Genomic DNA, 13,535 nt, shown 5'->3' with positions numbered 1-13,535 from the left:
CGATCACATCTTTGGCAACCCCTCGCCGCGAGCCGCACGGCAGGCTCGCGGACCGGCCCCGACCCCGGGGCCTCTCCTTGCGATAGGCCACTCCGGGGATAGACGAGTATCCCCTGCGTGGCGGGATGCGGTGTACTCAAGGCGTGTACGGAAAGAAACCTGTCGTAGCAAAATAAATAAAACAGCCCGGAGGACCCTTGCCGGTCCCCCGGGCGTGCCATGAGATGATTATCTCAGGGCAAGGCCCCTGGGCAGGGGCCGTCCGGCGGACCTGGCCGCCGGTGCCGGGGTCGCCTGAGTAAGGCAAGAGAGAGCAAAGAGCTGTGGTCTCTCTCGCTCACATCTTTGGCAACCCCTCGCCGCGAGCCGCACAGCAGGCCCGCGGACCGGCCCCGACCTCGGGGCCTCTCCTTGTGATAGGCCACTCCGGGGATAGACGAGTATCCCCTGCGTGGCGGGACGCGGTGTACTCAAGGCGTCTACGGAAAGGAACCTGTCGTAGCAAAATAAATAAAACAGCCCGGGGGACCCTTGCCGGTCCCCGGGCGTGCAATGAGAGAATTATCTTCAGGCAAGGCCCCTGGGGAGGGGCCGTCCGGCGGACCTGGCCGCCGGTGCCGGGGTCGCCTGAGAAAGATCTGAACGTACTAACATGGGCAAGTCAGACGACCCCTCGCCGCGAGCCGCACAGCAGGCCCGCGGATCGGCCCCGACCCCGGGGCCTCTCCTTGTGATAGGCCACTCCGGGGATAGACAAGTATCCCCTGCGTGGCGGGACGCGGTGTACTCAAGGCGTGTACGGAAAGAAGTACCGGAAAAAAAACTAATTTCAACAGTCCGGGGACCCTCGCCGGTCCCCGGGCGTGCCATGAGAAAATTATCTTAAGGCAAGGCCCCTGGGGAGGGGCCGTCCGGCGGACCTGGCCGCCGGTGCCGGGGTCGCCTGAGAAAGATCTGAACGTACTAAAATGGCCAAATCAGACGACCTTGATCAGATATTCATTAGGTGCATTGTCGACGACCCCTCGCCGCGAGCCGCACAGCAGGCCCGCGGACCGGCCCCGACCGCGGGGCCTCTCTATCGTGACAGGCCACTCCGGGGATAGACGAGTATCCCCTACGTGGCGGGACGCGGTGTACTCAAGGCGTGTACGGAAAGAAGTACCGGAAAAAAAAACTAACTTCAACAGTCCGGGGACCCTCGCCGGTCCCCGGGCGTGCAATGAGAGAATTATCTTAAGGCAAGGCCCCTGGGTAGGGGCCGTCCGGCGGACCTGGCCGCCGGTGCCGGGGTCGCTAAAATGGCCAAGTCAGACGACCCCTCGCCGGTGCCGGGGTCGCCGGAGAAAGGCATGAGAGAACAAAGAGCTAAAAAGGTTATCGGAGTTAGGACAGGGAATCTAAAGGATTGGACCCGTTTATAGCAAATTTATGCTTTCTTGTATATTTTTTGAAGCGCATTGTACGGCTTATAGAGGCTTTCAAGCTCTCTTGCCATGAATTCTGTTTTTCCCATGATGTAATAGCCGTCCATTACAAGCGCCGGGTGGAACATCTTTGCGAGATCGTTCTTCTGCTGCTCCGTAAAGTAAATTGTCACATTGCGGCATGTAACGATATCCAGGTAATTCGCCGCAGGTTTTCCGCTCATGAGGTCGTGCCATGAGAACCGCACCATGTCCTTCAGGTGCTGCTTGACCTGGAATTTTCCGTCTTCAATCTGGGTGAAGTGCCTCCTTATCTGGCCTTCCGAGAGGTTTTCGAGAGATTTGGAGTCGTATATCCCTTCTTTGGCCTTTTTCAGGACTTCCCTGTCGATGTCGGTTGCATATATCGTAACCTGCGAGTCGGGTTTGAGGCGTGTGAGATCGTATGCGATCAGGGCGAGAGTGTAAGGCTCTTCTCCCGTCGAACATCCTGCACTCCATATCCTCGCTTTTCCCTTTCTTCTTATTATATCGGGAATAATGTCGCTCTTTATCAGGTCGAAGACCTCTTTGTCTCTCCAGAATTTCGTGACATTTATTGTAAGTGCGTTTCTGAGCGCCTCCTGCTCGTCTTTTTCCGCGACAAGGACGGTGTTGTAATCTTTATAGTTCTCTTTTCCCCGAATCCTCATCCGGGACAGCACACGGCGTTTTATGTAATCTTCCTTGTATGATCCGCACTGTATTGCGAGAAGCCTTTCAATACTTCTCTTGAGCAAAAGAAAATCGTTATCCTCCATGAAAGAACCTTTAGTTTTAGTTATGCTTTTAAAAATAATAAGTTATGGAATTTTGACACGAATTTAATCCATCCTGAACTTTTTCATCGTGTTCTGCAGGTCCGAGGAAAGATCGTGCATTTCGTGGGATATGCTTCCCACTTCCTCGGTTGTTGCGCTGATCTCCTCTGCCATAGCGGCCATTCCTTCTAGCTTTTCAAGGTTGCCGCTGGCGAGGGCATTGGCCTCCTCGATGTTTCTCATGAATGCATTGATATCGTTTGCCTGCGTTTCGGTCGCGTGCGAGATCTCCGTGATGCCTCTTGAAGCCACTTCAATGTCCCGTGCTATGTTGTTGAGCGCTTCTACAGCCTGGTTTACACTTGTAATGCCGGCCTGGATCTCTTCGTCGGCATGTCTCATGGATTCTACAGTCTTGTCGCTGTTCTGCTGAATTCCGGATATAAGCTGTTCGATCTTCTGCGTCGCTTCCTTTGATTCGCCGGCAAGATTCTTGACTTCTCCTGCAACAACAGCAAATCCGCGTCCGTGTTCTCCTGCCCTCGCGGCTTCGATAGCTGCATTTAAAGCCAGCATGTTCGTCTGTTCGGCAATGCCCCGGATGAGCTTTATGATCTCGTTGATCTTGTACATCTCCTGGTTGAGGAGATTGATCTCGGTTACGCTCTGCTGTGAGATCTTTCCGACATTTTCCATCTTTTCCGAGGCTTCCCTGCCTATTTCAGCTGCATTTTTTCCTTCGACCGCCGCCTGGTTCGCCTGTTTTGTAACCTCCTGGGATGTGCTCGAGATCTCCTCTATAGAAGCCGAGAGGTCGGAGATGCTGAGGTTGATCTTTTCGAACCTGTCCATCAGGTCTTTGAGGAACTCGGCGGATTCTTCTGAAACCAGGGCAAGGTTTTCATTTGCCCTCGCTATATCGTCGCTGTTCGTGCTGAGCTCTTCGGATGTTCCTTCAAGGATATTTGCCTTTTCATTTATGTCGGAGATCAGATTACTGAATTCTTCGACCGATTTATTGAAGTTGGTCTTCAGGACTGCGAGGGGATCTCCTTTAAATATCTCTGCTTTTACCGTCAGGTCGCCTGATGTCATACCGATCATCTTTTCGGTGATAATATCGGCGCTTTCCGAGAGTATTTTTGCCTCCTCTTTCTCTTTTTGCCTGATCTCCTCTATTTCTGCATCCTTTCTTCTTATTTCGGTAATATCGTTGTAGACCGCCAGGATATTTTTGAGCTCTTTATTATTGTTTAATATGGGAATTGAGTACTGTTCGAGAATATGGATCCCGGACGGCATCTCAATCTCTATCTCGCCTTTGGCACGGGTCTTGTTCTTGACTGCATACCCGAGACCTTCGCCTTCCTGCTTTAATATCTTGAAATCTCTCGCATTCATCTTCGTGATTTTATGCAGGGATATTCCGCTCATCTCTTCATATGCCGAGTTTGCAACGAGTATATCGAATCCCGCGTTCATCAGGAGGATAGGCATCGGGTTTTGCTGGACGATCGTCTCTGATCTCTGTTTCAAAACTTCGACTTCGGCGATTTTTGCTCTTATCTCTTCCTTTTCTGTTTTTTCTTTCAGGGAGAGTTCGTTGAGTTTCTCAGAGAGTTTTTTATTCTCGTCTTCTAGAATGGCGATCCGGTTCGTGTATTGTTCGATCTTCTCTCCGCTCTGCCTGACAAGTTTCTTTTTGTCTTCTTCCGCCTGCGTTATTCTGGCATGGAGGGCACGTTTCTCTTCCTCTTTCTGAGAGATCTTTTTGTTTAATTCGTCGATCTTTCCGGATTCCGATTTTAATTTCTCTATCTCTTTTAAGAGCCTTCCGTTGGTCTCTTCAAGTCCGGAAGCCTTCTGAGTCTGCTGTTTTAACCTGTCTTCGTATCGACCGGAAAGCTGTTCTTTCTCTTCCTCCGCCCTTTTTAATCCGGATTCGGCATCCTGCAGTTTCTCTTCGAGTTCAGCCCGGATCTCTTCAGCTCTTTTCAGGCTCTCTTCTTCTTTTAGGAGGATCTTTTGTTTTAATTCTTCAATCTCGGAATTATACCTGTCTTCAAGTTCCTTCAGGTCCGCTTCGGGGGTCTCCGGTATCTCGTCTTCTTTTTGCTTTATTATATCGTTCAGCCTGGAGACTTCTTCTCTTGCGGTTTCCAGTTCCTCTTCTGAAGAGCCGAGTTTTTCCTCGAGATCTTTTAACAGCGATTCGAGTTCGCCGGAATTTTCTTCTCCTGTTCCCGGGGCGGCGGATGCGAGGGTGTCGAGCAAACCGTTTATTGAATCTGCCGCAGGGGTATATTCTCCGGGGATATTCTCAGCCTGAATCCTGGCCTCTTTTTCTCCCGAACAAAATTTGTCTATCGTCTCAAGGACCAGGGCGGTAAATTCCTTACCCGGATCTTCGCTCTTAATCTCAGGTGCGGAGGCAGGTCTGGCTGTAGCACCGACAAAGAGTGCCTTTCTTCCCGGTCTTTTGGAATTATTATATTCTTTTTCCATAATATCACCAAACGCTGATTATTTCTGCAATCTCCCTGTAGGCTGCTGCTGCGGGGCTGTCGGGAAAAAGATGCGATATCGGCAGCCCTTTCAGCTGTGCCTTTATTATATTGTAGTCGTAGGGCACGGAGCATGTTCTGCCTGCAAATGATGAGAGCATGGATTCGATCTCCTTCTCTCTTTCGCTATTTTCATCTTCACCTGCCGCCTTCAGCATCTTTTTTATTATCAGGGCGATCTCCTGGAAAGATGATCTCGTCTCGTGAAGATCTCCGGTCTTCGTGATGATTGCCATGTCGGCGCTCTTCCTCCGTCCTGTAATCTCTTTAATATCTTCAAAGATCGCTTTCAGGTTGTCTACTCCTTTCTGTGCGAACATCCCGCTGTCGAGGTTGATTATGATCCGGTCCGCAGCAATGAAGCCGTTGAGGACGAACTGGCCCAGGCTCGGCGGAGTGTCTATAAGGATGTGATCGTATTCGTTTTCTACCGGTTTCAGCGATTCTTTCAGCACAGTCAGCCTGTCGTCGATACTGTAGAGATACGGCTCTACGCCTACGAGATCGAGGGAAGCAGGAGCGAGTGATATCCCCGATTCGGTATCGACGATGACATCCTTTATGGATACGTCCGGAAAACCCTCGAATGCGTTCATATATACATCGTACATATTTACGCTGCATTCGTCAGGGTTTATTCCGAGACCCGAGGTGGCGTTGGCCTGCGGGTCGCAGTCGATAACAAGAACCTTCTCCCCTTTCTTCTGTAAAAATCCTGCAATATTTATACAGGATGTGGTTTTTCCTGTTCCTCCTTTATGATGGGCAAATGTAATTATGGAAATTCAGATTCCCCCTTCATATAAATCATTATATGGGAACTTTAATAAAAGCGTTTATGAAACAAAGGTTTCATGCACTGTTTCATGTAAATCACGACGTGATTTTCATGTTAAACCCTCATGACGGGCGGCTCCGTCACACAAAAACCGATAATAATCTACAACGTCTATCGGAACCAGGACAAGGGATCTAAAGAATCTCAATCAGGATTTCAAAACAAAAGCGAATAAACAGCCCGGGGACCCTTGCCGGTCCCCCGGGCGTGCCGTTGGAAGATTATCTTAGGGCAAGGCCCCTGTGCAGGGGCCGTCCGGCGGCTCGGCCGCCGGTGCCGGGGTCGCCTGAGAAATACATGAGACAGCAAAGAACTGTGGTATCCCTCGATCACATCTTTGGCAACCCCTCGCCGCGAGCCGCACTGCAGGCCCGCGGACCGGCCCCGACCTCGGGGCCTCTCCTTGCGATAGGCCACTCCGGGGATAGACAAGTATCCCCTGCGTGGCGGGACGCGGTGTACTCAAGGCGTGTACGGAAAGAAGTACCGGAAAAAAAACTAACTTCAGCAGTCCGGGGACCCCTGCCGGTCCCCGGGCGTGCAATGGGAGAATTATCTTAGGGCAAGGCCACTGGGCAGGGGCCGTCCAGCGGCTCGGCCGCTGGTGCCGGGGTCGCCTGAGTAAGGTCTGAACTTACTAACATATCTAAATCAGACGATCTGATCAAATATTTATCAGGTGCATTGTCGACGACCCCTCGCCGCGAGCCGCACTGCAGGCTCGCGGACCGGCCCCGACCCCGGGGCCTCTCTATTGTGATAGGCCACTCCGGGGATAGACAAGTATCCCCTGCGTGGCGGGACGCGGTTTATTCAAGGCGTGTACGGAAAGGAACCTGTCGTAGCAAAATAAATAAAATAGTCCGGGACCCTCGTCGGTCCCCGGGCGTGCAATGAGAAAATTATCTCAGGGCAAGGCCCCTGTGCAGGGGCCGTCCTGCGGCTCGGCCGCCGGTGCCGGGGTCGCCTGAGAGAAACATGAACAGCAAAGAGCCAAAAAGTTTATTGGAATCAGGACAGGGGATCTAAGGTGTCCTGATCCGGATTTTCATGTTAAATATCAGCTTCGGTTGTAGATCCGCCCGGCATTCCCATAAAAAGAATTTTAAAGATTCTGGAGATAATTCACATAATGTCTTTGAGTAAGGTTGGTATGAAAGCTGCAATTCCCGTTCTCCTGGTAGCGACTGCTGTTCTGTGCTGCGGCTGTCTTACATATTCATTCGGCGACGTGGCATACGACAACGGCTCTCTCGATATCGAGATTATCAATGACGGAGAGCCGGTTGACGTTTCGGTGCAGGTTACGGTCTTCGATCTCGCCGGGTTCAGGCAGGTTGAGGCAGGCAGATATATCAATTTCGTCTCACTGGAGCCGGGCGACAACACCTACAGCCTTCCTGTCGAGCTGGAGCCGGGGAATTATAAATTATACCTGTATATCCTTGAAGACGGCAGGCGCAGCTCTGCGGTGATAAGGAATATTGAGGTGAAATAATAGCCGCAAAAGATTTACTGCCCGTGGCGCTGGGGAAAGCGCCTGCGGATATCGTATTCCTGAATGCCGAGCTTTTTTGTCCGTTCGACTGCAAATGGGACCTGTGCGACTTTGCGGTGAGTGACGGAATCGTCATTGGTAAGGGGGACTATTCAGGGAGAGAAGAGATCGACCTCGAAGGTGCGAGGGTGATTCCCGGACTCATCGATTCTCATGTTCATATAGAAAGCTCTCTTTTGACACCCTCCGAATACGGCCGCCTTGTAATCCCCCACGGGACGACGACTGTTATCGCGGACCCGCACGAGATCGCCAATGTTGCGGGTTCTGCGGGAATAGAATATATGCTGTCGGAAGCGAACAAGACGGACCTGAATATCGAATACATGGTTCCGTCATGCGTGCCTGCGACGCCTGCCGATATGGGCGGTGCAGTACTCGGCCCGGAGGATATCAGGAGATTTTCGGGACGCAGACACATTATCGGTCTCGGGGAGATGATGAACTACCCCGGTGTGATATCCGGCCAGGATGATGTCTACGAAAAGCTGGAGATCTTCGATACTATCGACGGACACTGCCCGGGCCTGACAGGAAAGGAGCTCAATGCGTATGTCATGCAGGGTATAGGAAGCGAGCACGAATGCACGGATCTTTCCGGGGCACGTGAAAAGCTGAAGGCGGGTATGCACATCTTCATGAGGGAAGGCTCGACCGAGAAGAACCTGAAGGCTCTTGCTCCACTGGTCGACGATATTACGGTTTCAAGGTGCTCGTTTGCAACCGACGACAGGCATGCGGATATGCTCTGTAATTCGGGGCATATCGACGACTGTATCCGAAAAGCGGTTGAATACGGTGTCAGGCCGGAGCTTGCCTACAGGATGGCGACGCTATCCGCCTCTGATCATTTCCGCCTGTACGATCGCGGTGCGGTGTCTCCGGGGAGGAGGGCTGACTTCTGTATCATCGATGACTCTAATGAGTTTGAAGTCCGAAAGACATATATCGGCGGCAAAGAATTCACCGATCCTGGCCATTCTCCTCCGGGCAGGATCAAATATGATTTCAACCTTCGTGTGCCGGAAAAGAGCGGAATGCGGATCAAAGGAGCGGGGACGGCAAAGGTCATCTCGATCGTCGAAGGCGAGATCCTCACGAAGAGGCTCGACATCAAACTCGACGGGGATTTTGTTCCGGATCTGGAGAACGATATCCTGAAGGCCGTTGTATGTGACAGGTACAGGGGCGGGGGATTCGGCACCGGGCTGGTAAAAGGCTTCGGGCTGAAGAGAGGTGCGATCGCATCCAGCGTATCCCACGACTGCCATAATGTGGTCGCCGTCGGCGTGTCCGATGAGGAGATCATCGAAGCGATAAGATGCGTGGCCTCCGGCAGAGGCGGAATGGCGGCAGTCTGCGGTGAAAAAACAGCAGTTCTTCCGTTCGAATGCGGCGGGATAATGTCGGATCTCCCCTACGAATCTGTTGTGGACGAACTTGCCCGTATAAACGAACTGGTTGAGAAAATGACGTCATTAAAGGATCCGTTCATGTATCTCTCCTTCCTTGCACTGACGGTAATCCCCGAACTGAGGATAACAGACCGGGGCTTATTCGACGTGAATTCTTTTACTGATGTGCCTGTCTTTGATTAAAAAGACAACAGCATTTTTCCGGAGATTAGCGAAAGCAGGAGTATGATCACCGGCTGGTGAACAAGGTAAATGATAAGCGAGTGCCTGCCGATCAACTGTATGAATTCCGGGGCCGGGATCTTTACGGATCTCAGGCGGCTCCTTTCTCTTCCGTTCGGGTACATGAAGGCCGAGAATGCAATGCCCGCAAGGAAATATCCGAACCACGGGATCAGCGGTTTATAATCAAGAGTGGAGAAGTCAGGTGCATGTATTCCGATGATTGTTAATGCAGGATCTCCGCTTACGCCCTGTATCAGCAGCCCGGCGAGGATTATCGCAGCTGCGATGTAGATATTCTTAACAGAGAACCTGAAAAAGAGTGGTGCAAGGATTATTGAAAGACCGATCAGGTGAAGCGTCCCGAAGATTATTGCACTTTTCGGCGCGAAGAACCAGGTCACGGCAGTTATTCCAAGCCCTATCGAGAATATGAAAAGGCCTCTTTTCAGGAATTTGATAAGGATTCCCTTTTCATCGAGCCTGCTCTCTGCTCTCATCCGGCTGATCCATGCCGATATTCCCGCGATGAAGACGAAAAGGAACCCGGTGATATACCCGAAACCGCCCCAGAAGCCTGAATGTATATCGATATTGAAGAGGCCGAAATAGTAAAGGTCGAAGACGGTATGAAAGAGGATCATCATCATTACTGCAGTTCCCCTGAACAGATCGATCTCGGGGATTCTTCTTGTAACTGTCCCGTTGTTCATACTGATCAAAAACCTTAAGGGTTAATTTGTGCCGGAAGAAATTATTCCTGACTATCGGTTCCCGGAAATCTAATATGGGAATTTATGGAAAAAATCTCTACTGCCTCCCCGGTTTGGCCGTAAAAAGAGTGATCTGATCTCCCGGTACGGCAGGATTCAGAGATCGAGTATTGTTCTCAGGTCATAGAATTTTTCGAGAACATGGTCCGGCTTGATCGACGGAAACGGCGTCTTCAGCCAGTCGCCGTATTTTGCATATACTGTAGTGAGGCCGAGCTTGTTTCCCGGCTCGATCTCTCTTTTCGGGCTGTCGCCGACGACCATCGTCTCTTCCGGGGTCGTGTTCATGACCTCCATCGCGCTGAAAAAATTCAAAGGGTCAGGTTTTCTCTTCCCTGTTACATCCGGGGTTATTACAGACTCGAAATAGTCATATAATTCGAGTTTTGTCAGCCTCTTTTTTGCCTGTATGCTGTCTGCATCGGTGACGATTGTAAGCCTCATACCCGATTCGTGAAGTTCCCTAATCAATTCCGGTACTCCCGGATACAGGGTGATCGAAGAGAGTTTGACGTCTTCGTAGATACATGAGGCATTTTTGAACAGGGATTCGGATTCGTCCGATACACCGAGATCGGTCATATAATCCCTGATATTTTCAGGATTTTCAAAACCGCGTTTTCCCGACAGAAAATACCTGAACAGCTCCTGCCCGTTCCCTGCACCGATCGTTTCGCAAACCCTTTCACATGCAAGGATTTTGGCATCGAAGAAGTTATAGAGCGTATTGTCCATATCGAAGATTATGCCTTTTACAGGTCCGGGTAGAGGTTCTTTTATATCGCTCATCTCTTGTCAGTCAGGTTTGTCGTGAATTTATAATATTATTTACAATATTGCAAGAGAATGATTTCTTCCTGTAAAGTGATCCGGACATTCTCTGTTTTAAAAAGTAAATTTTTTTAATGTAGCCATAGAGTTTTATTTCAGGAATCAAATTCCGGGGGGTCAGACATGCAAATTAATTACGGACAAAAACCGGAGGAACCATTATGATATCCGGTTTTCCGGGCGATACTGAAGAGAGTATTTATGATATGTCCGAAGGAGCGAATTTTATTCTTGATGAAAACCATCAGCTGCTTGCGGCAAATTCATCATTTTTCGCAATAACCGGGCTGGATTATGCGATTATGGAAGATAATCTGAATTTCCTGTCCCTGGTTCCTGATGATGAAGTTCTGCTTTTCATGAATTTTTTTAAAAAACGCCTGGACGATCCTTACAACTCCCCGAAAACGTCAGAGTTCAGAGTTCTTGATTCCGATAAGAACGAGCATAAATTAATTTTGACTGCCGCAAGGATCCCGGAAACAAGGAAGATATTCATATCTTCCCTTGAACTCGGGATGAATCTTCCCCAGGGAGATATTCGTGAAACCGGGGGTGAAACGAGCCACGATGCAGGACAAAAATATAGCACCGGCGGCCCCGGAAGGCTGTCCGACCAGTATTTTCATTTCAGTTATCTCGTCGAGCACCAGCACGAACCGGTTTTTGTACTGGTGGGGGATGTCATTGTATATGTAAACGAGGCGGGAATTCGTTTCTTAGGCAAGGACAACCGCTATGATATCATAGGAAAATCACCGTATGATTTCCTGGATAAGGAAACACAAAAAAGGATAATAAAGTTATTTAAAGGTATGAATGCCGGGAAGGTCAGTCATCCGGTGGAAGAGTCCTTCAGGGTCAGAGGAGGTGAGTTAATTGATGTTGAGATCTCATCGGTACCTATTATTTATGAAGGGATTGCAGGTTCTCAGTACCAGATCCGGGATATAACTTCCAGGAAGAGATCTGAGGAGCAGGCCGTTTTAAGGCTCCGGCAGATTCAGATTGTAAATTCTGTCCTTGAATCAACGGTATACGGTTTTTCGCTTCCTGAAATTCTTGAAAATGTCCTGAAAAAGATACTTGACAGTTTTGAGATCCAGTCCTGTCTGGTCTATCTGAAGAATAACGATCCTTCGACTGCACGGCTGGCATCATCGCTGAATGTTCCGATCTGGTTTAAAGAGCGATACAACCTGATCAATATCCGTGAATGGCCCTACAATATAATTTTTTATGGCGGGCAGCCGAGGTATATCGAAAATCTCCCCGACAGACCTCCGGGGGTCTTCGATGTAAAGATACTCGAAGATCTGGGGGCGATATCGTATGCGGGAATCCCGGTTTTTTCCGAAAAAAATGTCGTAGGGGTATTTTACGTCACAAAAGGCGATAATTGCTGTTTCACTCCCTTTGAAAAGGCCACTCTTGAAGAGATCGGAAAAGAGGTCGGTTCTGCCGTTGTTAAAGGTTTAGTCGAGGAAAAGTTCGGAATGGAGTATAATGCGATAAAGGATCTCCTGGGTATTGCCCTAAAAGAGAATGACAGGATCTGGAATACGATCATCAGCTCCAGGTGGGACAGAGGAGGTGATTCTGCGGACGTTTCCGACTGCCGGATGGATCTGATAAATGAGATCGGCTCGAGGATGGACATAATAAACAACCTGCGTGTCGTCTATGACTTTCTCATAGACGAAAACAGGTGTTTAAAACCGATATGTATCGATTCGGTTATAAGAAGCGCAATCTATCATTTCGCAGGTGCGACTATCGAATACGATCGTGCTCTTTATTTCGTCTTTGCTGATGACAATCTCTCCTATGTTTTTATAAATATCCTGAATATGTTCAGTCTCAACCGCGAGGATTTCTCCCTTAATATCAGGCATAGCATCAGGAACGGTGAGATCTCCATAATCATATCCGACAGGGACAGGTCGGGAATAATTGATAATATTGAAAGCCTGCTTGATGTTCAGCCTGAAGAGGCTCTCCGGCCCTCGAATATCGCGATGTATGCAACGAGGATGCTGGTTGCGGCTTATAACGGAACAATCGGTATTCTGAAATCGGAAGAGGATGGAGAAGCGGAAAAATCCCTGGTAATTACATTGAAGAGATACGGAAGAAGCTGAATCAGTTTTTCCCGGCGTAGTCGAGGTATGCTTCCGCGAGTTCGATTATAACCGCCGGATTATTCCCGCATATGCTTATCAGTGCTTCCTGCTGCCTTACATCGGGAGGTTTTTTTGCTCCCGAGAATGCCCGGATGAATATTGCGAACAGGTCCCTGTGGGTGACCTCGCCTTCGAATGACGATTCCTGTACTCCTTTCAGGAAGACGGCGAGCCGCTCCGGATCGTTCATATTGAGAAGCCGGAAGAGGTTTTCGATTCCTTCTTCGGCCATCGTCTGTGCTTTAAGAAGTCCTATGGGGTGTTTTTCACCTGCCGACACCAGTGCCTTGCCGATGAAGTTTCTGTCTCGTTCCGCGATTTTATCGAATGGTATGTCGTCTTCGATCGTATAATGGCTCATCTCACCGAAATCTCTCAGGTCGATGACCATTCCCGGGCTGAGTCTGGTCTTTCTCGAATATTTCAGTTTTATTATCGAAAACGCGGACATGGTGATCGCGTATACTTCGAAATTGCTCGACTTTCCCGGGGCCGGATTCGAGATTACGGCGATATATACTATGTCCTTTAACGAGGGAGGCAGGCGGGGTCTTTTTTTGTCCTGATCTTTTTTTTGGGCATCCATGTTATCGGTGTTCCTGTTAGTTGACTTTTTTGTTTGAAATAATTATTCCGGCAGGTTCTTCGTTAATTATGAAATGTGTGTTTTACTATTTTTGACGACCCCTGGGCCTCTCCTTGCGATAGGCCACTCCGGGGATAGACGAGTATCCCCTGCGTGGCTGGACGCGGTGTATTCAAGGCGTGTACGGAATGGAATATACCGTAACAAACTAAATTCAACAACCCGTGGGAAGATCTAAACGTACCAACCCAAATCAGGCGACCCCTCGCCACGAGCCGCACAGCAGGCTCGTGGATCGGCCCCGACCGCGGGGCCTCTCTATCGTGATAGGCCACTCC

General features: G+C 49.7%; 9 protein-coding genes. 3 read left to right on the top strand and 6 right to left on the bottom strand.

The annotated features are described in order from the left end of the window. Nucleotides 1-1,429: 1,429 nt before the first annotated feature. The 3 genes from MPET_RS08395 to MPET_RS08385 form a co-directional block, all read right to left on the bottom strand. A complete protein-coding gene (locus MPET_RS08395; RefSeq protein ID WP_013329587.1) occupies nucleotides 1,430-2,227 on the bottom strand; it encodes a CheR family methyltransferase in 798 nt (265 codons plus the stop codon). A gap of 63 nt (nucleotides 2,228-2,290) precedes the next feature. Next, entirely contained in the window at nucleotides 2,291-4,732 is a 2,442-nt protein-coding gene (locus tag MPET_RS14535; protein WP_013329586.1) for a methyl-accepting chemotaxis protein, read from the bottom strand. A gap of 4 nt (nucleotides 4,733-4,736) precedes the next feature. Continuing rightward, entirely contained in the window at nucleotides 4,737-5,567 is an 831-nt protein-coding gene (locus tag MPET_RS08385; protein ID WP_225353879.1) for a ParA family protein, read from the bottom strand. Nucleotides 5,568-6,761: 1,194 nt separating this feature from the next. Between MPET_RS08385 and MPET_RS08380 the strand changes: the two genes are divergently transcribed. Next, a complete protein-coding gene (locus MPET_RS08380; protein ID WP_013329584.1) occupies nucleotides 6,762-7,127 on the top strand; it encodes a hypothetical protein in 366 nt (121 codons plus the stop codon). 23 nt (nucleotides 7,128-7,150) lie between these two features. Then, a complete protein-coding gene (gene ade / locus MPET_RS08375) occupies nucleotides 7,151-8,785 on the top strand; it encodes an adenine deaminase (RefSeq protein WP_013329583.1) in 1,635 nt (544 codons plus the stop codon). Here ade and MPET_RS08370 read toward each other — a convergent pair. Together MPET_RS08370 and MPET_RS08365 are read right to left on the bottom strand one after the other, a co-directional pair. Beyond that, nucleotides 8,782-9,537, bottom strand: a complete 756-nt coding sequence (locus tag MPET_RS08370) for a DUF1624 domain-containing protein (RefSeq protein ID WP_013329582.1) — start codon at nucleotides 9,535-9,537, stop codon at nucleotides 8,782-8,784. The two genes, ade and MPET_RS08370, sit on opposite strands and share 4 nt — an antisense overlap. Before the next feature lie 156 nt (nucleotides 9,538-9,693). Next, a complete protein-coding gene (locus tag MPET_RS08365; RefSeq protein WP_013329581.1) occupies nucleotides 9,694-10,386 on the bottom strand; it encodes an HAD family hydrolase in 693 nt (230 codons plus the stop codon). 203 nt (nucleotides 10,387-10,589) lie between these two features. On the opposite strand from MPET_RS08365, the gene MPET_RS08360 reads away from it, so the two are divergent. Continuing rightward, entirely contained in the window at nucleotides 10,590-12,569 is a 1,980-nt protein-coding gene (locus tag MPET_RS08360) for a GAF domain-containing protein (RefSeq protein ID WP_013329580.1), read from the top strand. Nucleotide 12,570: 1 nt separating this feature from the next. Here the strand turns inward: MPET_RS08360 and MPET_RS08355 are convergent, their stop codons facing one another. Continuing rightward, entirely contained in the window at nucleotides 12,571-13,197 is a 627-nt protein-coding gene (locus MPET_RS08355; RefSeq protein ID WP_013329579.1) for a hypothetical protein, read from the bottom strand. Nucleotides 13,198-13,535: the final 338 nt, after the last annotated feature.

This window comes from Methanolacinia petrolearia DSM 11571 (genome assembly GCF_000147875.1).
GTDB lineage: Archaea > Halobacteriota > Methanomicrobia > Methanomicrobiales > Methanomicrobiaceae > Methanolacinia > Methanolacinia petrolearia.
The sequence above is the reverse complement of the archived record's forward strand: the minus strand, read 5'-3'. Positions and strand labels throughout refer to the sequence as shown.